The following is a 24,687-nucleotide window of genomic DNA, read 5'->3' on the forward strand; positions in this document are numbered from 1 at the left end:
CACTCCGTCGGACAGTCATCGTGTTAGGAGCTCTTAGCCGGCCGTCGTCGCGGCGCTGAGTTATGCTTGACCAGCGCAAACACGGCGTCGGGGTGTTGGCGGGCGTATCGCCTGGATCAGCCCAATCGTTACGTGTCAATGACCGAGATCACCCATTGGCGGGTGTCTTGGCGTTTCGCGGCTGTTAAAGTCGCGTCAACACGCGGGCCACCGTCGTCCCGTGCCCAGAAACCGGCAGTTCCCAGGACTGAGCACGAGGACAAGTTCCCAACTGAGCTCGACACCTTTCGGTGGCGGGCTCACGAGGACGACGAGGGAGGTCTGCGCTGTGATCTTCTCCGCCATCCCTGGCCCGCAGGGCCTGTACGACCCCACCGCTGAGCGTGATGCCTGCGGTGTGGCGATGGTGGCCGACATTCGAGGTCGGCGCTCGCACGGCATCGTGTCCGACGCGTTGACCGCGTTGGCCAATCTGGAACACCGAGGCGCGGCAGGGGCCGAGCCGACCAGCGGCGACGGCGCCGGCATCCTGCTCCAGCTCCCCGACGAGCTGCTGCGGGCCGTGGTCGACTTCGAGCTGCCCGAACCGGACGCCGCCGGTCAGCACGGCTACGCGGCCGGCATCGCGTTCCTGCCGGCCGACGAGGAGCGGCGGGCCGCCGCCGTCTCGCTGATCGGCCGGATCGCCGAGGAGGAAGGCCTCCGGGTGCTCGGCTGGCGCGACGTGCCGGTCAACCCGGACGGCGCCGACGTCGGCCCGACCGCCCGGTCGGTCATCCCGCACTTCGCCATGCTGTTCGTCGCCGGCAACCCGGACGGGCAGGGCCGATGTCCCGCCGGCATCGAGCTGGACCGCCTGACCTTCTGCCTGCGCAAGCGCGCCGAGCGGGACACCGGGCTCGTCGGCTGCGGCACGTACTTCCCCTCGCTGTCCGCGCGGACGCTGGTGTACAAGGGAATGCTGACCACCGGGCAGCTGCCGGTGTTCTTCCCCGACCTCGTGGACGAGCGGCTGGCCAGCGCCATCGCGTTGGTGCACAGCAGGTTCTCCACCAACACCTTCCCGTCCTGGCCGCTGGCGCACCCGTTCCGCTACGTCGCGCACAACGGCGAGATCAACACGATTCGCGGCAACCGCAACCGGATGCGCGCCCGCGAGGCGCTGCTGGTCTCCGACAAGGTGCCCGGCGACCTCTCGCGGCTGTTCCCGATCTGCGACCCGGACGGCTCGGACTCGGCGTCCTTCGACGAGGTCCTCGAACTGCTGCACCTCGGCGGCCGCAGCCTGCCGCACGCCGTGCTGATGATGATCCCCGAGGCGTGGGAGAACCACGCCACGATGGACCCCAAGCGCCGCGCCTTCTACCAGTTCCACGCCAGCCTGATGGAGCCGTGGGACGGCCCGGCCTGCGTGACCTTCACCGACGGCTCGCTCGTCGGCGCGGTGCTGGACCGCAACGGCCTCCGCCCGGCCCGCTGGTGGCGCACCGCCGACGACCGGGTGGTGCTGGCCAGCGAGACCGGCGTGCTGGACGTGCCGCCGGACCAGATCGTGGCCAAGGGCCGTCTCCAGCCCGGCCGGATGTTCCTGGTGGACACCGTCGCCGGCCGGCTCGTCGACGACGACGAGGTCAAGTCCGGCCTCGCCGCCGAGCTGCCCTACGACGAGTGGCTGCACGCCGGGCTGCTCCAGCTCGCCGACCTGCCCGACCGCGAACACGTGGTGCAGAGCCACGAGTCCGTGGTGCGCCGGCAGCTCACCTTCGGCTACACCGAGGAGGAGCTGCGGATCCTGCTCGCGCCGATGGCGCTGACCGGCGCGGAGCCGCTCGGCTCGATGGGCTCCGACACGCCGGTTGCCGCGCTGTCCCGGCGATCCAGGCTGCTCTACGACTACTTCGTGCAGAACTTCGCCCAGGTGACCAACCCGCCGCTGGACGCGATCCGCGAGGAGATCGTCACCTCGGTGTCGCGGGTGATGGGGCCGGAGCAGAACCTGCTGGAACCGGGACCGGTGTCCTGCCGGCACATCGAGCTGAACTACCCCGTCATCGACAACGACGAGCTGGCCAAGCTCATCCACGTCAACGACGACGGCGACCTGCCCGGCTTCGCCTGCACCGTCCTTTCCGGACTGTATCAAGTGGACGGTGGCGGACTGGCGCTCGTCGAGGCGATCCAGCGGGTGCGTAGGGAGGCGTCCGAGGCGATCGCCGCGGGCGCGCGCACGCTGGTGCTGTCCGACCGCGACTCCGACCACCGGATGGCGCCGATCCCGTCGCTGCTGCTGGTCTCCGCCGTGCACCACCACCTGGTGCGCACCAAGGAGCGGCTGCGCGTCGCGCTCGTCGTCGAGACCGGCGACGCCCGCGAGGTGCACCACATCGCGCTGCTGCTGGGTTACGGCGCGGCCGCGGTCAACCCGTACCTGGCCTTCGAGACCATCGAGGACCTGATCAACCAGGGCGCCGTCAGCGGCGTCGAGGCGCGCAAGGCCGTGCGGCAGTACGTGACCGCGCTGGTCAAGGGCGTCCTCAAGATCATGTCGAAGATGGGCATCTCCACGGTCGGCGCGTACACCGCGGCACAGGCCTTCGAGGCCGTCGGCCTGTCCACCGACCTGCTCGCCGAGTACTTCACCGGCACCACCTCCAAGCTAAGCGGCGTCGGGCTGGAGGTGCTCGCCGAGGAGGTCGCGCTGCGGCACCGCGCGGCCTACCCGGACAACCCGACCGACCGGGTGCACCGGCGGCTCGACGTCGGCGGCGAGTACTTCTACCGCCGCGAGGGCGAGCTGCACCTGTTCTCGCCCGAGACCGTCTTCCTGTTGCAGCACGCCACGAAGACCCGCCAGGACGAGGTGTACCGCCAGTACACCGCCGAGGTCGAGCGGCTGGCCAGGGAGGGTGGCACGCTGCGTGGCATGTTCGGCCTGCGCACCGACGAACGGCCGCCAGTGCCGCTCGACGAGGTCGAGTCGGTCAGCGCGATCGTCAAGCGCTTCAACACCGGCGCGATGTCCTACGGCTCCATCTCGGCCGAGGCGCACGAAACCCTTGCCATCGCGATGAACCGGCTCGGCGGCCGGTCCAACAGTGGCGAGGGTGGAGAGGACCGCGAGCGGCTCTACGACCCGGAGCGGCGCTCGGCCGTGAAGCAGGTCGCCAGCGGCCGGTTCGGTGTCACCAGCGAGTACCTGGTCAACGCGACCGACCTCCAGATCAAGATGGCGCAGGGCGCGAAACCCGGCGAGGGCGGGCAGCTGCCCGGCTACAAGGTGTACCCGTGGATCGCGCGCACCAGACACTCCACGCCCGGTGTCGGGCTGATCTCGCCGCCGCCGCACCACGACATCTACTCGATCGAGGACCTCGCGCAGCTGATCCACGACCTGAAGAACGCCAACGAGCAGGCCCGCGTGCACGTCAAGCTGGTCAGCGAGGTCGGCGTCGGCACGGTCGCGGCGGGTGTCGCCAAGGCGCACGCCGACGTGGTGCTGATCTCCGGCCACGACGGCGGCACCGGCGCCTCGCCGATGAACTCGCTCAAGCACGCCGGCACGCCGTGGGAGATCGGCCTCGCCGAGACGCAGCAGACGTTGCTGCTCAACGGTTTGCGCGACCGGATCACCGTGCAGGTGGACGGCGGCATGAAGACCGGCCGGGACGTGCTGGTCGCCGCGCTGCTCGGCGCGGAGGAGTACGGCTTCGCGACCTCGCCGCTGGTGGTGGCCGGCTGCGTGATGATGCGGGTGTGCCACCTGGACACCTGCCCGGTCGGCGTCGCCACGCAGAACCCCGAGCTGCGCAAGCGGTACACCGGCAAGCCCGAGTTCGTGGTGAACTTCTTCGAGTTCGTCGCGCAGGAGGTGCGGGAACTCCTTGCCCAGCTTGGCTTCCGCACCCTCGACGAGGCCATCGGGCACGCCGAGCTGCTCAACACCGACGAGGCGGTCGAGCACTGGAAGTCCGGCGGCCTCGACCTGAGCCCGGTGTTCGCGGTGCCCGAACTGACGCAGCCCTCGGCAAGGCGCAAGGTCCGCGACCAGGACCACGGGCTCGCGCACGCCCTGGACCGCACGCTCATCCAGCTCGCCGAGGCGGCGCTGGAGGACGCCCACCCGGTCAGGCTGGAACTGCCCGTGCGCAACGTGAACCGCACGGTCGGCACGCTGCTCGGCGCGGAGGTCACCAGGCGCTACGGCGGCGAGGGACTGCCCGACGACACGATCGGCGTCACGCTGACCGGGTCGGCGGGCCAGTCGCTCGGCGCGTTCCTGCCGGCCGGCATCACGCTCGACCTGGTCGGCGACGCGAACGACTACGTCGGCAAGGGCCTGTCCGGCGGCCGGATCATCGTCCGCCCGCACCCCGACGCGCCCTTCGCGGCGGAGCTGCAAGTCATTGCCGGCAACGTGATCGGCTACGGCGCGACCGGCGGCGAGCTGTTCCTGCGCGGCCGGGTCGGCGAGCGGTTCTGCGTGCGCAACTCCGGTGCGGTGGCCGTCGCCGAGGGCGTCGGCGACCACGCCTTCGAGTACATGACCGGCGGCAGGGCCGTGGTGCTCGGGCCGACCGGGCGAAACCTGGCGGCCGGCATGTCCGGCGGCATCGCCTACGTGCTCGACCTGGACCCCGCTTCGGTGAACCCGGCGATGGTCCAGTTGCAGCGGCCCGGCGCGGAGGACCTGCGCTGGCTGCGGGAGATTGTCCAACGGCATCACCAGCTCACCGGTTCCACGGTGGCCGCCTCGCTGCTCGGCGACTGGCCGAGGCGCTCCTCGGCCTTCACCAAGGTGATGCCGGGCGACTACCAGCGCGTGCTCGAAGCGGTGCGGATCGCCCGCGCCGAGGGCCGTGACGTGGACGAGGCGATCATGGAGGCGTCCCGTGGCTGACCCACAGGGTTTTCTGAAGCACTCGCGGGCCGATGCCCGCAAGCGCCCGGCCGACGAGCGGCTCGGCGACTGGCACGAGGTCTACGCGAACCTCGAACCCGCGGTGCGCGACGAACAGGTCCGCACCCAGGCGAGCAGGTGCATGGACTGCGGAATCCCGTTCTGCCACTCGGGTTCCGCCGGTTGCCCGCTCGGCAACCTCATTCCGGAGTGGAACGACCTGGTGCGCCGGGGCGACTGGTGGCTGGCGAGCGAGAGACTGCACGCCACCAACAACTTCCCCGAGTTCACCGGCCGGCTCTGCCCGGCGCCGTGCGAGGCCGCATGCGTGCTCGCGCTGACCCCGGACGCCGGGGGAGCGGTGGCGATCAAGCGGGTCGAGCAGGCCATCGCCGACGTGTCCTGGGACAACGGCGTGGTGCGCCCGCGCCCGGCCACGGTGTCCTCCGGCAGGAAGGTCGCCGTCGTCGGCTCGGGCCCGGCCGGGCTGGCCGCCGCCCAGCAGCTGACCAGGGCGGGCCACGAGGTCACCGTGTACGAGCGGGACGACCGGCTCGGCGGGCTGCTGCGGTACGGCATCCCCGAGTTCAAGATGGAGAAGAAGGTCCTGGACCGCAGGCTGGCCCAGCTGCGCGCCGAGGGCACGAAGTTCGTCACGAGCTGCGAGGTCGGCGTCGACCTGACCGTCGAGGAGCTGCGGGCGAAGTTCGACGCGGTGGTGCTCGCGGTCGGCGCGCTGCGCGGCCGCGACGACCAGACCACGCCCGGCCGCGACCTGGCAGGCGTGCACCTGGCGATGGAACATTTGGTGCCCGCGAACCGAGCCTGCGAGGGCGACGGCCCAAGCCCGATCGACGCGGCCGGCAAGCACGTGGTGATCATCGGTGGTGGCGACACCGGCGCGGACTGCTACGGCACCGCGACCCGGCAGGGCGCGGCCAGCGTGACCCAGCTCGACCAGTACCCGCAGCCGCCGTCGCAGCGCGACGACGAGCGCTCGCCGTGGCCGGTGTGGCCGTGGATCCTGCGCACCTACCCCGCGCACGAGGAGGGCGGCGAGCGGAAGTTCGCCGTTGCGGTGCAACGGTTTGTCGGCGACGAGGACGGCAACGTCCGCGCGATCGAGCTGCGCCGCGTCCGCGTGGAGAAGGACCCGGCCACCGGCCGGCGCTCGGTGGTCCCGGTCTCGGAGGAGGTCGAGGTGCTGCCGGCGGACCTGGTGCTGCTCGCGATCGGTTTCGCCGGGGTGGAGGAGATGCCCCTGCTCGACGGCCTCGGTGTCCCGCTGACGGGACGCGGCACGATCTCCTGCGGATCGGACTGGCAGACCGAGTCTCCCGGCGTGTTCGTCTGCGGCGACGCGCACCGCGGCGCGTCCCTGGTGGTCTGGGCGATCGCCGAGGGCCGCTCGGTGGCCAACGCCGTGGACACCTTCCTGACCGGCTCCTCGGAGCTGCCCTCCCCGGTGATCCCCAACCAGCTGCCGCTCGCGGTGGTCTGACCCAACCTCGTCCACCACGGAGCCTCCTCGCCGCAGCCCGGCGGGGAGGCTCCGTTGTGTTTCGCCTGGTCGCGGGTTCTACCGGATCGTCGCGCGCATGTCGAGAATGTCGCGTTTGTTTGCGTCAAAGCGGTTTTGCGTGTGAGATCTGGTTGAAGTCAGACCGTCGGTCCGGGTGCTCTCCGGCAAGTCCTTGGGGGAATGCGTGTCTCGTGTGCGCGGGTCTCGTGCTGCCCGAAAATGGCCCGTCGCGGCCATCGCCCTGATCATCACGATCACGCTGGCCGCCTCCTCGGCCGACCAGTTCTCGGTCGGCGGCGGCGCGGGCGCGCTGCCGGCCGGCGCCGAGCGGACGGCCCCCGAGCAGCGCACCGGTTCGGCGACGCGGCCGGACCAGGCCAGCGGCGACACGGAGGCGACGCTCGGCTCACCCGAGCGCCGCACCGCCCGCCCGGCCGGCGCGGTGCCCGACCACGCCGCCGAGCACCGCCCGGTGGCGCAACCCGATGCAGACCCGAAAAAGCACGTCACCCCCGCCGTCACGCAGCGGTCCGACCGGCCGGCGATCGACCAGAAGGCCGTCGAGCGGCCACAGGATCGCACCGCGAACACCGAGACCTTCGACAACCCCGACGGCAGCCGCACCCTGCGCGTGCACGCCGGCCAGAACAGCGTGCGCAGGCCAGACGGCAGCTGGCAGCAGGCCGACCAGCAGCTCACCAAGGACCCGTCCGGTCGCTATCAGCCGAAGGCCGGGCCGGTCGCCGTGAGCTTCGCGCCGACCAGCGGGGACGCCGCCCTGGTCCGGCTCGCCTTCGACGCGACGCACGCGATCAGCTACTCGATGCGGGACGCCGCCGACGTGCCGGCCAAGACGGCGGGCGTCGCCGCCGGCTACCCCGGCGTGCGGCCGGGTGTCGATCTCCGGTTGACCGCGACGAACTCCGGAGCGAAGGAGGAGCTGGTGCTGGCCTCCCCGGCCGCGCCGAACTCCTACGCCTTCACCGTGCGGACCACCGGCCTCGAACCGAAGCCGAACGCAGCGGGTGGCATCGACCTCGTCGACGCCGGCACGATCGTCGGCACGATCCCGGCGGGCTACCTGGCGGAGTCGAAGATCGACCAGCGCTCGGGGCTGCCGGCCAGATCCAACGGCGTCCGATACGCGCTCGACCGGGTGGACGCCTCGACCTGGACGCTGCGGGTCGACCTGGACACGGCGTGGCTGCGCGACCCCGCCAGGGTCTTCCCCGTCACGCTGGACCCCTCGGTCGACCGGTTCAACGCCGACACCGACGACACCTACGTGCAGACCAGCCACGGCACGCGCGACCAGTCCGCCGACCCCGAACTCGCGGTGGGCTCCTACGACGGTGGCAGCGACATCGCCCGCGCCTACCTGCACTTCGGCAACGCGCTGAACTCGTTGCGCAATCAGTACATCGTCGGCGCGACGCTTGACCTGGACAACATCTACTCGTACTCCTGCCAGGCGCGGCCGGTCACCGTCTTCGAGGTCACCGAGCCGTGGAGTGGCGGCCTGCGCTTCCCCGGCCCCGCCGTCGGCCAGGCCCTGTCCACCAAGGCGTTCGCGCACGGCTACGACAAGGATCCCGCCTGCGCCGCGCCGGGCTGGGAGGGCCTGCCGCTCGACCCTGACCTGATGACCAGGTGGGCGCACGGCACCGCGCTGCAAAACGGCCTGAGCGTCCGCGCGACCGACGAGACCGACAAGCTCGGCTGGAAGCGGTTCGCCTCGGCCAACACGCCCAACCAGCCCTACCTGGACGTGCGCTACTCCCCGGAGGGCGCGTCCTACCAGGTGACGGATGTGTTGCTGCCGACCAACACCAGGGCGGGCAGGCTCACCGCGAAGGTCACCAACCTCGGCTCGTCGACGTGGTCGCAGGGCGGCGGCAGCCAGTTCGGTTACATCGTCAAGCAGGGCGACACCGTCGTCCGCACCGCCAATGGCTGGCGGGCCGACGTCGCCCCGATGCAGACCGGCGTCTTCGACGTGCCGATCGACCCACTCGCGCCCGGCGACTACCAGGTCTACCTGACGATGTTCACGGCGGACGGCCAGGACTTCGCGTCGGTGCACGGCGTGCCGTACGGCCTGATGAGCCTGAAGGTCAGCAACGTCGCGCCGACCTCGAACCTCCAGCAGCCCGGCGCGGGCGCGACCGTCGAGTCAGTCACCCCGACCCTCTACGCGGAGGGGATGGACCCCGACAACTGGCCGGGCAAGGGCCTGACCTACAAGTTCCGGGTCTGCACCGACGCCGCGCTCACCTCGGGCTGCCAGGAGTCGGACTGGACCGCGCAGTCCTGGGTGCCTGCGCCGCTGAGCTGGAGCAAAACCTACTACTGGGGCGTCAAGGTCTACGACACCGTCGACCCGACGCCGTTCTGGGTCGGCGCGGGCCAACTATCGTTCACCACCAGGGTTCCGCAGCCGCAGATCACCTCACACCTGGCCGGCAGCCCTGACAGCGCGCACGGCCCCGGTCTCGACCCCGGCATCGGCAACTACTCCACCTCGGCCACCGACGTCTCCGTGCCGACCGTCGGGCCGGACCTGACGATCGCGCGCACCTACAACAGCCTGGATCCCAGGCGGGACACCGCTTTCGGGCTCGGCTGGGCGTCCAGGCTGGACATGCGGCTCGCCGAGGATGGCGACGGCTCCGGTAACGTCGTGGTGACCTATCCCAGCGGCCGGCAGACGCGCTTCGGCCGCAACCCCGACAAGTCCTTCGCGCCGCCGGTCGGCGTCGCCGCCGACCTGGTCTACGACGAGCGCACCGGCGTCTACACCCTGCGCGACACCTCGGGCGGCCAGTGGGCCTTCGACCTGCGCGGGCGACTGGTCACCATCACCGACCCCGGCGGGCTCACCGAGCACCTCGACTACACCGGCGACCATGCCACGAGGATCACCAACGACGTCAGCGGCCGGTACCTGACGCTCGCCTGGCAGGGCGCGCACGTGGCGACCGTGCAGACGCAGGCGCCGGACGCGAACAGCCAGCCCCTGACGTGGACCTACACCAATGACGGCGACCGGCTGACCAAGGTGTGCCAGCCCGGCGCGTCGCCGAACTGCACGACCTACAACTACACCAGCGGATCGCACTACCGAAGCACCGTGCTGGACGACAACCCGCGCGCGTACTGGCGGTTCGGCGAGACCAACGGCGACACGATGGTCAACGTCACCGCGCGCAAGGACGGCGCGGACGCGGGCAAGCAGCACGGCGTGGTGCTCGGTGGCGCGGGCGCGCTCGGCGGCACCGCGGACCGGGCCGGCACCTTCGACGGCAACAGCAGCTACGTGACGCTGCCGGACAACCTGACCACCGCGACGATGTCGCTGTCGGCGGAACTGTGGTTCAAGACCACCTCGCACGGCACCCTGCTCAGCTACGCCGACCAGTCCTTCCCGACAGGCTCGCCGTCGAGATCGACCCCGGTGCTGTACGTCGGCACCGACGGCCTGCTGTACGGCGGTTTCTCGCTGCGCGACAACGGCGGGCCGAGGCAGATCACCGGGCCACAGGTCAACGACGGCAAGTGGCACCACGCCGTGCTGTCCGCCGCGATCGACACACAGGTGCTGTACCTGGACGGCGCGGCCGTCGGCGCCCAGCTGAAGGGCTTCGTCGACCACCGGCAGCAGGGCAAGCTGACCGTCGGCGCAGGGCGGACGGCGGGCTGGCCGGCGACCAACGGCGGCGACTTCTACTTCGAGGGTGCCATCGACGAGGTCGCGCTGTATCTGCACCCGCTCGGCCCGCTCGCGGCCAAGCAGCACTTCGCGTCCGGCCAGGCCATCGACGAACTGACGAACATCGTGCTGCCGCAGGACAATCGCCAGTTCGCCGCCCTGACCTACGACGACGCCAACGACCGGGTCCGCAGCCTGGTCGACCACCAGGGGCGCACCTGGACGATGGACCCGCCGACGGTGCAGGACTCCTTCCGCACCGCCGTGCTGCACGGCCCGAGCAGCTACCGCGACTGGGGCTACACCTTCGACATCGACAACGGCGGCAGGCTCGTCAGCCAGATCCACGACGGCAAGGCCCGCAAATACGAGTACAACACCGCAGGTTTCGCGTCGGCCACCGTCGACGAGCTCGGCCACCGCGTCGAGCAGACCACCGACGCGCGCGGCAACGTACTGAGCAAGACCACCTGTCGCGCCAAGAATTCCTGCAACACCAGCTACTTCAGCTACGTCAGCTCGGCCAACCCGCTCGACCCGCGCAGGGACAAGCTGGCGTCCACTTCGGACGCTCGCTCCGCTGGACCTGACGACACCACGTACCGCACCACGTTCGACTACGACACCGCGGGCAGGCTGCTGCGCACCACCTCGCCGACGCCGGCCGGCCTGACCGCCCAGCCGGTCGCCACGCTCGGCTACGCCACCGGCGGCGAGGACGCCGTCGATGGCGGCAAGGTCCCAGCCGGGCTGCTGATCAGGAGCACCGGACGGCGCGGCCAGGTCACCAGCCTGGCCTACCGCGCCAACGGCGACCTCGCCGAGCTGGTCAGCCCGACCAACCTGCACGTCAGGTACGGCTACGACGTCATCGGCCGTCAGCGCACGGTGACATTGGCCAACGGCGGCGGCACCGCGTTCGGCACCACCAGCTACGAGTACACCCCGCTGTCGCAGCTGGCGAAGGTGACCGGCCCGGCGATCGCCAACCCGATCACTGGACTCACCCACGCCTCGGTCGCCACGTACCGCTACGACGGCAACGGCAACACGCTGGAGACCACGGTCGGCGACACCCTGCCGGCGACGGCGGGCGGCGACCAGGCGCGCACCACCACGATGACCTACGACGCGCAGGACAGGCTCGTCGGCACCAGTTTTCCCGATGGTGGCAAGGAAACTCGCTCCTACCTCGACGACGGGCTGACCCGGTCGGTGACCGACGTCAACGGGACGGCCTGGACCTCGCAGTTCGACGAGGACGGCAGGCTGCTCGGCCGCAGCGCGGGCGGCAATGGCGTCGACCCGCAGGTGCCGGGGTCCACGAGCCTGGCGCTGGAGTTCCTCGGCTACGACCAGGCCGGCAGGCTCGCCACCGTCAAGGACGCGATGGGGCGGCAGACCACCTACGCCTACTACGACGACGGCCTGTTGGCGTCGGCCACCCGCAACGGCTACCAGTCGCCGAGCGGGCCAAGGGACGTGCTGCTGGAGCAGCGCTCCTACGATCCGGCGGGCAACCCGACCGAGCGGATCACGGCGGGCGGGCGCAAGACCTCCCAGACGTTCGACGCCGCAGGGTTCCTGACCAGCAGCACGTTCGATCCGAGTGGCCTCAACCGCAGCACCGCCTACCAGCGCGATGCCGACGGCAACCAGACCAGGGTGGAGCGCAGGGGAGCGGCGGACCCGAGCCGGGTGGAGGCCGCCAACTACACCTACGGCCCGACCAACCTGCTCCTCCGCGAGGACGCATTCCTCGACGTGTCCACGGCGCTGTCCACCACGGTCACCCGAGACGAGCGCGGCCTCGTGCAGACCGCGACCGACCGGCGGCAGCTGACCACCTCGTTCGGCTACGACGCGAGCGGGGCGCTTCAGAGCACCGTCCACCCGCCGGTCGACGTCTGGCAGGGCGGCGTCCGCACGGCGGGCGTCGCGCGGACGGAAACCCTGGGGCACAACGCCTTCGGCGAGACCACCCAGGCCATGGACGGCAACGGCGGGGTCACCGCAACGGCGTACGACTCGATGGGCAGGGTCAGCTCGGGCACGCTGCCCGGCTACACGCCGCCCGGCGGCCAACCGATCACGGCCACCACGCGCGTCGACTACGACCACGCCGGCAACGCGGTGAAGACCACCGACCCGCTCGGCCGCGTCACCGTAAGGACCTACGACCCGTACGGCAGGGTCCTGACGACGACGCTGCCTCAGGTCGGGGACAGCCCGAGCGTGCTCACCTATCGGTTCGACCGGGCGGGCGAACTCGCGTCGCAGGTCGACCAGAGCGGCGCGGAAACCCAGTCCACGTATGACGAACTGGGGCGCAGGCTCACCTCGACCAGCGCCGACCGCTCGTCGGGCAGCACGGTCTACTACACGACGACCGCGACCTACGACGACGCGGGCGACCTGCTGTCCACGAAGTCGCCGCTTGGTGCGGTCAGCAGCCGGACCTACAACGTCGCGGGCGAGGCGATCACCAGCACCGACCCGACGAACCGCGCCGTCACCACGGCGTACGACATCGTCGGCAGGCCGGCCAGCGTCACCGACCCGACCGGCCTGGTCACGACGACGGGCTACGACCTGCTCGGCCGGCAGACGCGGACCGCGCAGTCGGTCGGCGGCAAGGAACAGCGGGCCTCGACGATCGGCTACGACAGCAACGGCAACGTGGCCAGCACCACCAGCGCGCAGGGCAGGGTCACGACCTACGGCTACGACGCGCTGAACCACCTCGCCGGGCAGACCGAGCAGGTCGACGCGAACAAGTCGATCACGACGTCCTTCGGCTACGACAAGGTAGGCAACCGCAGCAGGTTCGTGGACGGCAACGGCCACGCGACCGACTACAGCTACAACTCATGGGGCATGCCGGAGTCGGTGGTCGAGGCGGCCACCGCCACCGCGCCCAACCCGGCCGACCGCACCTGGACCACCTCCTACGCCGCCGCGGGCCAGGTCGCGCTGCTGGTGAAGCCGGGCGGGGTGACCAGGAGCCGGGAGTACGACGCGCAGTCCAGGCTCACCGTGGAGCACGGCAGCGGCGCCGAGTCCGCGACCCCCGACCGCACCCTCGGCTACGACGCGGTCGGCCGGCTGAACCGGGCGGGTGGGCCGGGCGGCGACACCACCTACCGGTACGACGACCGGGGCAACCTGCTGGAGTCGAAGGGGCCGGGCGGCAACGCGACGTACGGCTACAACGGCGACGGAATGCTCACGTCGCGCACCGACGCCACCGGAGCCACGACCTTCGGCTACGACGCGGCCGGCCGTCTGTCCAGCGTGATCGACCCGCTGTCCGGACGGACCGTGGACTACGGCTACGACGCGGCCGGCCGGGTCGCCACGATCGCGGATCGCGCTGTGGCGCAACGGGTCGGGCGCAATCTCAGCTACGACGCGTTGGGGCGGTTGAGTTCCGACCAGGTTCAGCAGGTCGTCGACCCGAGCACGCCGCCGAGAGTGTTGGTGGGCAACGACTACGGCTACGACCTGGACGACAAGCTCACCTCGAAGAAGACCACCGGCACCGCCGGGGTCGCCGCCAACGCCTACGGCTATGACGGCGTGGGCCGCCTCACGTCGTGGACCGACGGGTCGGGGAAGGTCACGACCTACGGCTGGGACGACGCGGGCAACCGCACCGCAGAGGGCGGCACGACCTACAGCTACGACGAACGCAACCGCCTACAGTCCGGCGGAGGCGCGGCCTACACCTATACCGCGCGGGGCACGGTCGCGTCCGTCACCCAGAACGGTGCGACCCGCAAACAGTCGTTCGACGCCTTCGATCGCCTGACCGCAGACGGCGCCGCGCAGTACGCCTACGACGCCCTGGACCGGGTGGCCACCCGCAACGGCAGCGCGTTCACCTATGCCGGCACGTCCAACCAGCCGGTGTCCGACGGCGTGAGGCTGATCAGCAGGCTCCCGGACGGTTCTGCGCTGTCGGACAAGGCGGTGAGCAACACCGGCAAGGGCAAGCTGCTCTACGCCGACCGCCACGGAGACGTGGTCGCCAGGTACTCCAGCAGTTTCGTGGACGGCCAGCGCGGCTTCGACCCGTTCGGCAAGGTGACCAGCTCGTCGGGCGACGCGTCCCCGCTCGGCTACCAGGGCGGCTGGACCGACGCCGACACCGGCTCGGTCAACATGTCCGCCCGCTGGTACGCGCCTTCCTCGGGCCAGTTCACCAGCCGCGACGACTGGACGCTGAACCAGACCCCCTCGGCGGCCGGAAACCGTTACGCCTACGGCAACAACGACCCGCTGGGCTTCGTCGACCCCAGTGGCCACAACCCGCTGTGCTCCTTGGCCGGTCACATCATCGGCGGGGTTGCCGGCAGCTTCCTCGGGCCGTGGGGGATGATCGGCGGCGGCTTGCTGGGTGGTGCCGTCGGTGATGTCCTGTGCGCCGACCCGGTGGCGGTGGACACACAGCCGAGGACCGGTCCCAGCAACGACAACGGATTCGACGACACCGTTCCGATCGGGAAGTGCAAGTACTACGCCAACGGATGCAACTGGTCCCACGGCGACCCGACGACAGGTGACGACCCGCCTTCGGACGACACGCCGGTGGCTCCCCCCATTGGACCGTGGGTCGGGCCAGGACATCGCGCACCGCGCCCGTCGATGCAGGCGCCCAAGCCACCGCCGCCGCCGGCATGGCTGATCAACGCGCGGACGTATCTCGCTCCTCCGCGCGAGGGCACAACGGTTGAACCGCGGTTGCCCGACTACCGCGTAGACCCGAGCGACGACCACGTCACGAACAAGAACGGCGAGTACACAAAGGAAGACACCAAGGTCAGCGAGGCTGACCGTGAAACACACACAGACACCTCGGCCCCGACTAATGACACCGGAAGCAGACCCGATGATCGATGCCTCGTCCCCAGGGTTGGCGGATGCCAGTTCCCGGATGACGGCCGCGACCTTGTCTACTTCTACACTGCGCAGAGTCATGAGGATGCCAACCGACTCCGAAACGGTGGTGCGCCGTGGCCCACCGACCCGGAACGCGCCCAATTCGGTCCAGGAGTCTATTCCTGGGATAATCAGAAAGACGCGCTCACTTATCAGCAAGGCCTGCGAAAGCGGGGGATTGAAACGGAGATCGTCGAGTTTGCTATCGACAGATCGAGTCTCAATCGGCTCAGGCAGATTCATGTCAGTGACATGTCTCCGGATGAGGCCGAAAAGTTCATGGATCGCCACAGCAGCATGTGGGGTGCTGGTGAGCCGCACGGCTATGACTACATTACTCGCCCAACAAGCTCCGAAAAGGGTTACGGTGCTGAGCACTACTTCAGCGCCGCCGCCTATCCATTGCTCCATTTCAAGCTAGGAGGCTAGAATGCTGACATTTGTCTATCGGGAGCGGCAGGCTAGCTGGGGGATCTACGTCAAGTTGACCGCCGAGTCCTCGGTCGGTGTCGATCTTCCTGCGGACGCGATTCGAATTTCACCGCGCCTTTCGGTGGAACTTGCTGAGGCGAAGCTGCCGGCCGATGAGGTGGTGTTCGTGCTGGACGGACTCCGCATGGTGTCCAGGCTGATTGAAAACGCCGTGCCCGTCGGGCAAGTGCTCGTCAGGGTGCGGGAGGTCAGGATTGTCTTGACCGACTACCAGCCGGAAGGGCTCACGGCGGCGATCATCGGCTGGGCCGAGATCGAGTTCGGCATTAGTGCACCTCCCTTTGAGGTCGCTTATGACGGCGTTGCCGGTAGGTACAACTTCAAGTTTCCTCCAATCAAATGACCTGCCGTGAAACATTGTTTCGGCACTCGGGTGAAATGGGATGAGATGAGAACACTGAGACGTGCGGCCGCGTTGGCCGTCGGTGTGGCGTTGGGGGTGGCCGGCCTCGCGTCTCCTGTGCTGGCGGCCCCGACCGCGCCGCCCAAGCCGGTCGCCGACCCGACGCCAGCGCTACCAGCGCCCGTCACGGCACCGAAGCCGGGCGAGGCCGTGCCCAAGGACAAGAGCGGTCGGGTGCTGCTCTACCTCGACGGCCAGCAGGAGGCCGGCCTGCGTGACGCCGTCGGCAAGGTCGGCGGCGAGGTCACCACCGCCCAGGGCGGGCGCGTGCAGGCCGCCGTGCCGGCCGACAAGGTCGCCGAGCTGGCCAAGCAGCCCGCGGTGCAGAACATCCGCAGGCCCGAGCGCGCGCTGCCCATGGCGGTCACCTCCGAGGGCGTCTCCGCATCGGGCGCCGACGCCTGGATCAAGGCCGGCAGCAGGGGTGCCGGGGTCAAGATCGGCATCATCGACGTGGGCTTCGACAGCCTGGCCGACATCCAGAACGCAGGCGAACTCCCCGCGACCGGGCCGCAGCTCGCGATCAACACCAGCAACTGCCACGACACCACCAAGTCCGAGGATCACGGCACCTCGGTCGCCGAGGTCGTGCACGACATGGCCCCCGACGCCTCCCTCTACCTCGCCTGCATCGACGGCCCGCTGGACTTCGCGCCGGCCACGGACTGGCTGCAACAGCAGGGCGTGCAGGTCATCACCGCCGCCGTCGGCTTCCTGACCTCGGGCCGCGGCGACGGCGGCGGCGAACCGGGCAGCCCCGCCGACGTGGTCAAGCGCACCCGCCAGGCAGGCATCCTCTGGTCCGTCGCGGCCGGCAACCTGGCCGCCACCCATTTCGCCGGCAAGGCCGTCGACGCCGACGGCAACGGGTTCGTCGAGTTCTCCGGCACCGCCGAGAACAACGGCTTCAACCTGGCCGCCAACCACAAGACCACGGTCGGCCTCCGCTGGGACGCCTGGCCGAAGACGAACGAGGACCTCGACCTCTACGTCATGAAGTCGGCCCACCCGCCGACTGGTCCGACCGACCCGAACATCATGGCTACCTCGGTGAACAACCAACGCGACGTCGTGGGCGGCGCGAGGCCGACCGAGGAAGTCACCTTCACCAACACCGACGGCGTGCCCCGCCAGTACTTCGTCTACGTCAAGAACAACACGGCCAAGTTCACCACGTCCTTCGACCTGTTCGTGTTCGGCGCGGACGGCAAGCCGGGCGACGGCCTCCAGTACGTCACCGCGCCGGGCAGTGTCACCGAGCCTGCGACCTCTCCCTATGCCATGGCGGTCGGCGCGACCAAGCCGGGCTCGGGCGCGCTCGAGTTCTACAGCGGCCAGGGCCCGACCATCGACGGCCGGATGAAGCCGGACATCACCGGGTTCGACGCGGTCAGCACCGCTCTCTACGGCCCGGCCGCGCTCGTGGGTACCTCGGCCGCCGCCGCGCACGTGGCCGGCGCGGCCGCGATCCTGAAGTCGGCCAATCCGCAGCTCGACGCCGCCCAGTTGCAGGCGTCGCTCCAGTCGAAGGCCAACCCCGCGCGGGCGGACAACCAGTGGGGCAGCGGCACTCTGGCGCTCGGCACCCCGGACACCGTGCCGGCCTTCACCGGCAACGGCTACACCTCGCTGCCCGAACCGATCCGGATCCACAGCCAGGCCTACACCGTGGGCCAGATCTACACGCTGAAGGTCCCGAACCTCCCGGCCGACGCGACCGCGGTCGCGCTGACCATCTCGGGCAGGTCGGACGTCGCGACCGGTTTCGATCTGTTCCCCGGTGACCCGACGCAGTCCACCAGCAAGGCAACCACCCTGGCCGTCCGGCCGGGCGGCGGTTTCACCAGCGTCTCGGTGATCGCCCCGGTCGGCAAGGATGGCGGCATCCGCGTGCGCAACCGGGCCGGCAACGCCTGGCTCGTGGTCGAGGAGTTCGGCTACTTCAGCGCGCAGGGTGCGTCCACCTACTTCGCCAAGCCCTCGCCGGAGCGGATCGTCGACACCCGTGGCATCGGCGCAACGCAGCGCACCGGGCCGCTCGCGGCCGGCACCAACTTCCCCGTCACCGTCCGCGGTGTCGCCGGCGTGCCGCAGGATGCCACCTCGGTGGTGATCAACCTGACCGGTGTCGAGGCGACCGACGAGACCTACCTGTCCACCTACGCGGCCAACCCCACCGGCATCTCCGCGCTGAGCCTGCGCCGGACCGACCGGCGCTCGAACATGGTGATCGTGCCGATCGCCCCGGACGGCACCATCAAGATCAGCAACACCGCCGGAGTCGGCTCGACCCAGGTGATCGTCGACGTCGTCGGCTGGTTCTCCCAGGGCAGCGGCGCGCGCTACGTGGCGCTGCCCGAGGCCAGCCGGATCGTCGACACGGCAACCGGAACCGGGCTGCGCAACACGCCGCTCGGCCAGGGCGAGATCGGCGCCTTCCAGGTCGGCGGGCTCGCCGGGGTGAGCCGCTCCGCCACCACGGCGGTGCTCACCGTCACCGGCACCGAGGACACCCAGGGCACCGAACTCACGATCAACTCGACCGAGGTCGGCTGGTCCCCGGTGACCAACATCGGTATCGGCAAGAACGAGTCGGAGGCCGGCACGGTGTTCGCCCCGTTGGGCGCCAGCGGTCAGGTCGACATCCGCAACGAACGCGGCCAGGCCAGGGTCGCGGCCGACGTGTCCGGTTACTTCGTCGGCGGCAGCCAGGTGACCGGCCCGGTCGGCAACTGCGTGCTGCCGAGGAACGAGGCGGGCTTCGCCAGCGCGTTCGACGGCCGTGCGGAGACCGGGCTCGACGGCTGGCAGGTCGCCGGCACGAAGCCGATCCTGCGGGACGGCTGCGAACTGGCCACCGACACCGGCACCGACGTGTCCTGGTATGCCCTGCACACCTACGCCAACGACTACACGCTGAAGCTGGACTGGAAGGCCACCACGGACAACGCCGACTCTGGTGTGTTCGTCGGCTTCGCCAATCCCGGCGGCGATCCCGCCGTGCCCGCCACGCGTGGGCTCGAGGTGCAGATCGGACCGAAGAACGCCACGGGCACCCTCGCAACCGGCGGCATCGTCGGCTTCCAGGCGCCGACCTCGGCGGCGGCGAAGCCGACCGGCCAGTGGAACACCTTCGAGATCACGGTCGGCTGGAACATGGTCACGGTGCTGCTCAACGGCCAGAAGGTCAACGAGTACACGAGCACGGACCCGAACAAGTTCAATGTCAACAGCTTCGTCGGGTTGCAGAACAACGGCGGCAACAGTCAGGTGCGCTTCCGGGATGTCCGGATCAAGCGCAACACGCCGGTGCGGTCCGGCACGTTCGTCGGCGCGAACAACCGCTGCCTCGACCTGGCCAACGGCAATCCGGACAACACCCTGGTCCGGCTGTGGGACTGCAACGGCGGGTTCGCCCAGGCGTGGAGCATGCTGGGCGACGGAACCGTTCAGGCCGCCGGCAAGTGCCTGACCGTGGACAAGTTCGGCACGGCCAACGGCACCGCTGCGCTGTTGTGGGACTGCGGCGGGGAGGACAGCCAGCAGTGGCTGCTGCGCCAGGACGGCGCGCTGATCAACCCCCATTCAGGTCGGTGCCTCACGCCGGCGTCCGGCGACCTCGGTGCGGCAACGGTGATCCAGGACTGCGCGGGCCGGTCCGATCAGGTCTGGCGCGCGCCGAACCCCGCCGGTGGCAGGGTAGGCGCGTTGACCGGCCCCGGTGGCAGGTGCCTCGACGTGCCCAACAACAATCCGCTCAACGTCGGTCTGCGACTCTGGGACTGCAACGGCGGCGTGGCGCAGCAGTGGTCAGCGACCGGTGACGGCACGGTTCGTGCGGACGGCAAGTGCCTGACCGTGGACAAGGCCGGCACGGCCGCCGGCACCGCCGCGCTGCTGTGGGAGTGCAACGCGGATCCCGCGCAGCAGTGGCTGGCCAGGGCGGACGGCACGCTCGTCAACCCGAAGTCCGGGCGCTGCCTGACCGCGGCTTCCGGAGACAGCCAGGCTGCACTGTCCATCCAGGACTGCCTGGCCACCTCGCTCCAGCAGTGGCAGCACACCTTCCAGACCGTGTCGCGTGGTCCGATCACCGGTGTCGGCGGCAAGTGCGTCGACGTGATGGGTTCGAATCCGAGCAACTCCAAGGTATGGCTGTGGACCTGCTACGGACCGACCGGCCAGCTCTGGTATGCCACGGGTGACGGCACCGTCCAGAGCATGGGCAAGTGCCTCGACGTCGTCGGGGCAGGGACCGCCAACGCGACCGAGGTCGAGTTGTGGCAGTGCAACGGCAACAACGCCCAGCAGTGGGTCCAGCGGCCCAACGGGGCGTTGGTGAACCCCGTGTCGAACAGGGTTCTCGACGACCAGTTCGGCAACACCACCGACGGCAACTACCTCCAGATCTACGACTGGAACGGTGGGGCGTACCAGCGCTGGTCCACGCCGGCGCACGCGAGCTGAGCGGGTAGCGACACGACAACGCACGACAGGGAAGGGGCGGTCGCCGGGAGGCGGCCGCCCCTTCCCTGTCTGCCGGTCCCACCCGGTGACCGGTTCCGTAAGCTGCCTCGGTGACGTTCACGGGTTTCGGGGAACACGCGGTCGACTTCTTCGACGGCCTCGGCGCGGACAACTCCAAGGCGTACTGGGACGACAACCGCGACACCTACCAGTCGGACGTGCGCGCGCCCATGGAGGCGCTGCTCGCCGAACTGGAGCAGGAGTTCGGCCCTGGCAAGGTGTTTCGGCCGTTTCGGGACGTTCGGTTCAGCAAGGACAAGACGCCGTACAAAGAACACTGCGGCGGCGTGGTCGAGCAGGGCAGGGGCGGCGGCGCGTACTACGTGCAGGTCAGCTCCGAAGGACTGATGGTGGGTGGCGGCTCGTTCGCGATGGCCGGGGACCAGCTCGCGCGGTTCCGCGCCGCGGTGGCGGAGGACCGGCGCGGAGGCGTCCTCGAAGGACTGCTGGCCACGCTCGCCAAGGCGGGCTGGGAGGTGCGCGGCGACCAGCTCAAGACCCGGCCGCGCGGGTACGACGCCGACCACCCTCGGATCGAGCTGCTGCGCCGCCGCAGGCTGTACGCCGTGAAGATCTGGGAGCCCGACGACGCGCTGCACGAGCGCGCCACGCTGGACCGGGTCCGCAAGGGTTGGCGCGCGCTGCGCCCGTTCAACGAATGGTGCGTCGACCACATCGGACTCAGCGACAAGCCGTGGCGGTAGCGGTTGCTCCGCATCGAGGGCTCCGCCACACCCTGGGACAATCGGATAACGCAGAGCAACGTCGTGGCCACGCAACGGCGAATTTTTGCGAGTTTCGTGCCTGGCAGGCCGCCTGTCCGGAGATTACTTGCCAGTACTTCGGGATCGGTCCAGCCCGGGACGCTAGGCTGCCGGAACGTGAGCCGACGCGCGAAGATCGTCTGTACCATGGGGCCTGCCACCGCCACACCGGACAAGGTGCGCGAGCTTGTCGCCGCCGGTATGGACGTGGCCAGGATGAACTTCAGTCACGGCAGCCATGCCGACCACAAGCAGGTCTATGACCTCGTGCGCGCAGCAGCGGACGAGTCGGAGCGCGCGGTCGGCATCCTGGCTGACCTCCAGGGCCCGAAGATCCGCCTCGGCAGGTTCGCCGGCGGACCGGTCCAGTGGCGCAACGGGGACATTGTCCGAATCACCGTCGAAGACGTCGCCGGCACGCACGACCGGGTGTCCACCACGTACAAGGGCCTGGCCAAGGACGCCAAGGTCGGCGACCGATTGCTGGTCGACGACGGCAAGGTCGGCCTGGTCGTCACGGACGTCGAGGGCCCCGACGTGGTCTGCGAGGTCACCGAGGGCGGCCCGGTCAGCGACAACAAGGGCCTCTCGCTGCCCGGCATGGACGTGTCCGTGCCGGCGATGAGCGAGAAGGACGTCGAGGACCTGGAGTTCGCGCTCGGACTCGGCGTCGACTTCATCGCGCTGTCCTTCGTGCGGTCGCCCGCCGACATCGACCTGGTGCACCAGGTGATGGACCGGGTCGGCAAGGGCAGGCTGCCGGTGGTCGCCAAGGTGGAGAAGCCCGAGGCGGTGGACAACCTCGAGGCCATCGTGCTGGCCTTCGACGGCATCATGGTCGCCCGCGGTGACCTGGGCGTGGAGCTGCCGCTCGAGCACGTGCCGCTGGTGCAGAAGCGCGCGATCCAGATCGCCCGCGAGAACGCCAAGCCGGTGATCGTGGCCACCCAGATGCTCGATTCGATGATCAGCAACTCGCGGCCGACCAGGGCGGAGACGTCCGACGTCGCCAACGCGGTGCTGGACGGCGCCGACGCCCTGATGCTGTCCGGTGAGACCAGCGTCGGCCGCTACGCGATCGAGTCCGTGCAGACCATGAGCCGGATCATCGTGGCGGTGGAGACCGAGTCGACGGTGGTGCCGCCGCTGACGCACGTGCCGCGCACCAAGCGCGGCGTGCTCTCCTACGCGGCCAGGGACATCGGTGAGCGGCTGAACGCGAAGGCGCTGGTCGCCTTCACCCAGTCCGGTGACACCGTGCGGCGGCTCGCGCGCCTGCACACGCCGCTGCCGCTGCTCGCGTTCACTCCCGAGCAGGACGTGCTGAGTCAGCTTGCTCTCACCTGGGGCACCGAGACGTTCCTGGTGCCTAAGGTGAACTCGACGGACGAGATGGTCCGCCAGGTGGACCAGTCGATGCTCTCGATCGGCCGCTACCAGCCGGGTGACCTGGTGGTCATCGTGGCCGGTTCGCCGCCTGGGACCGTCGGCTCGACCAACCTCATCCGGGTCCACAGGCTCGGCGAGGAAGACCACGCCTGACCTGCTGCGGAGCGCCGCACGGGCCGTTTGTAGGGAGTTCCATTTGACGGAGGCGGCCCGTGCGGCGGCCGCCGATCCAACCGCTTCGGCGGACGGGTCGGTGCCGCTGACCAGTGACGGCGTTCCATGCGGGCAGCCGGTGCTCGACCGGCTCGTCGCGCTGCTCGACCTCGAGCGCATCGAGGAGAACATCTTCCGGGGCGTGAGCCCCGCGGAGTCGCCGGTGCGGGTGTTCGGCGGCCAGGTCGCCGGTCAGGCGCTGGTGGCGGCCGGCCGGACGGTTCCGCCGGAGCGCCACGTGCACTCGCTGCACGCGTATTTCATTCGTCCGGGTGACCCGAGCATCCCGATCGTGTACGAGGTCGACCGCATCCGGGACGGGCACTCGTTCACCACCCGCCGCGTGGTTGGCGTGCAGCGCGGCAAGGCGATCTTCTCGCTGTCGGCGTCCTTCCAGATCGACGAGGGCGGGATCGACCACGCCGAGCCCATGCCCGACGTGCCGGACCCCGAGTCGCTGCCGACCTACGCGGAGCGGGTGGCGCCGTATCGGGCGCAGATGGGTCCGTTCGCGAGCATGCCGAGGCCGATCGACCTGCGGTACGTGACGGAGCCGGCCTGGGTGACCAGGGAGGCGGGCCCGCGCGAGGCGCGCAACCAGGTGTGGATGAGGGCCGACGGCAAGCTGCCGGACGACGACCTGCTGCACGTGTGCGTGCTGGCGTATGCGTCGGACATGACGCTGCTGGACTCGGTGCTGGCCAGGCACGGCGTGTACTGGGGCGTGGACAAGGTGCTCGGCGCGAGCCTGGACCACGCGATGTGGTTCCACCGCCGGTTCCGCGCCGACGAGTGGTTCCTGTACGACTGCGCCTCGCCGAGCGCGTCGGGCGCGCGCGGGCTGGCCACGGGCCGGTTCTTTGCCCAGGACGGCACGCTGGTGGCGACCGTCGTGCAGGAGGGCCTGCTCCGCGTCCTGCCGTAGCGGCGGTCGGCTCCGTTTCACTACGGAACGTTTCCGACCCGTGTCCCTCCGCTACCGGGCCGGGCCGATCTGGCAGGGTCCTGCGCCGAACCAGTTGTCCTGGGGGCTATCCGATCCTGGGCTTCGGCGGCGCTCAGTACGCCGACGGTCGTTGAGGCTTGCTGCCTGTAGCGGTTCGTTTCATCTGTTCGTGGCGTCTAGTTGGATAGACGCTTGAATGTCTAGCTCGCTAGACTTAAGCTCATGGTGGTCAAGCGGATGAAGCCGGCGCAGGCGATGAGGCTTGTGCACAAAGCGGCTCGCCGTGTCGGACTCAACGTTGTTGAGTTGCGCGGTCGAGGCAAGGGTTCGCATCGCATCTACGCGCTGGTCGACTCCGAAGGAGCCGAGGTGGGAAGGTTCGGCCTGACCAGCCATGCGCGCGAACTGTCCTGGGCAGTGCTGCGCAACCTCGAGGACGGGCTGGCCCGTCTGTTCGGTGAGAAGTGGATGGAGGAGTCATGACCGCCTACGACGTGACCGTTTCCAGGGAGGACAACCTGTGGGTGGCCGTCGTGGACGGTCTCGCGCCGGCAGCTACGGACGTCGAGCACTTCGCGGATCTCGAAACGGAGGTGCGCGACCTGATCTCCGGGCTGACGGAGTCCGACCCGGATGACTTCGCTCTGCGGTGGCACTACCTGGTTGGTGGCGAGGACGTTACGGAGCAGATTCAACGCGTTCTGGCTCTGGAGAGTGAATTGCGCGAGTTGCAGGCTGCTCGGGACCGGGCACGCAACGAGGCTGTGTCGACCCTGCTCAAGGCCGGCGCGTCGCAACGAGCGATTGGCGACGTGCTCAACCTTTCCCACCAGCGCGTCAACCAGTTGATCAACCATTGACTCAGCTCCGCGACATGACCGGCC

At 69.7% G+C, this 24,687-nt stretch carries 10 protein-coding genes; all 10 read left to right on the forward strand.

Annotation, left to right across the window (positions count from 1 at the left end):
• Positions 1-328: 328 nt before the first annotated feature.
• The 10 genes from gltB (at position 329) to F0L68_RS23275 (ending at position 24,663) form a co-directional block, all read left to right on the forward strand.
• On the forward strand, positions 329-4,897 hold the full coding sequence (gene gltB, locus F0L68_RS23230) for a glutamate synthase large subunit (protein ID WP_149851743.1): 4,569 nt from the start codon (positions 329-331) through the stop codon (positions 4,895-4,897).
• On the forward strand, positions 4,890-6,398 hold the full coding sequence (locus F0L68_RS23235; RefSeq protein ID WP_149851744.1) for a glutamate synthase subunit beta: 1,509 nt from the start codon (positions 4,890-4,892) through the stop codon (positions 6,396-6,398). The genes gltB and F0L68_RS23235 overlap by 8 nt, the downstream gene beginning before the upstream one ends.
• Before the next feature lie 205 nt (positions 6,399-6,603).
• Entirely contained in the window at positions 6,604-15,498 is an 8,895-nt protein-coding gene (locus F0L68_RS23240; protein ID WP_149851746.1) for an RHS repeat-associated core domain-containing protein, read from the forward strand.
• Position 15,499: 1 nt separating this feature from the next.
• Positions 15,500-15,904: a hypothetical protein gene (locus F0L68_RS23245; RefSeq protein WP_149851747.1), complete on the forward strand. Its 405-nt coding sequence runs from the start codon at positions 15,500-15,502 to the stop codon at positions 15,902-15,904.
• Between the two features lie 45 nt (positions 15,905-15,949).
• The gene (locus F0L68_RS23250) at positions 15,950-20,431 is read left to right on the forward strand and encodes a ricin-type beta-trefoil lectin domain protein (protein ID WP_149851748.1); all 4,482 of its coding nucleotides are present in this window, start codon (positions 15,950-15,952) and stop codon (positions 20,429-20,431) included.
• Between the two features lie 110 nt (positions 20,432-20,541).
• Positions 20,542-21,195 (forward strand): DUF2461 domain-containing protein, encoded by a 654-nt coding sequence (locus F0L68_RS23255; RefSeq protein ID WP_149851750.1) that lies wholly within the window; start codon positions 20,542-20,544, stop codon positions 21,193-21,195.
• Between the two features lie 177 nt (positions 21,196-21,372).
• A complete protein-coding gene (gene pyk, locus F0L68_RS23260; RefSeq protein WP_149851751.1) occupies positions 21,373-22,797 on the forward strand; it encodes a pyruvate kinase in 1,425 nt (474 codons plus the stop codon).
• Positions 22,798-22,840: 43 nt separating this feature from the next.
• On the forward strand, positions 22,841-23,782 hold the full coding sequence (gene tesB, locus F0L68_RS23265) for an acyl-CoA thioesterase II (protein WP_149851752.1): 942 nt from the start codon (positions 22,841-22,843) through the stop codon (positions 23,780-23,782).
• A 243-nt stretch (positions 23,783-24,025) separates the two neighbouring features.
• A complete protein-coding gene (locus tag F0L68_RS23270; RefSeq protein ID WP_149851753.1) occupies positions 24,026-24,286 on the forward strand; it encodes a hypothetical protein in 261 nt (86 codons plus the stop codon).
• Positions 24,283-24,663, forward strand: a complete 381-nt coding sequence (locus F0L68_RS23275; RefSeq protein ID WP_149851755.1) for a MerR — start codon at positions 24,283-24,285, stop codon at positions 24,661-24,663. The genes F0L68_RS23270 and F0L68_RS23275 overlap by 4 nt, the downstream gene beginning before the upstream one ends.
• The last annotated feature ends 24 nt before the right edge of the window (positions 24,664-24,687 follow it).

Origin of the sequence: Solihabitans fulvus, from assembly GCF_008386585.1 — a bacterium.
Classification (GTDB): domain Bacteria; phylum Actinomycetota; class Actinomycetes; order Mycobacteriales; family Pseudonocardiaceae; genus Solihabitans; species Solihabitans fulvus.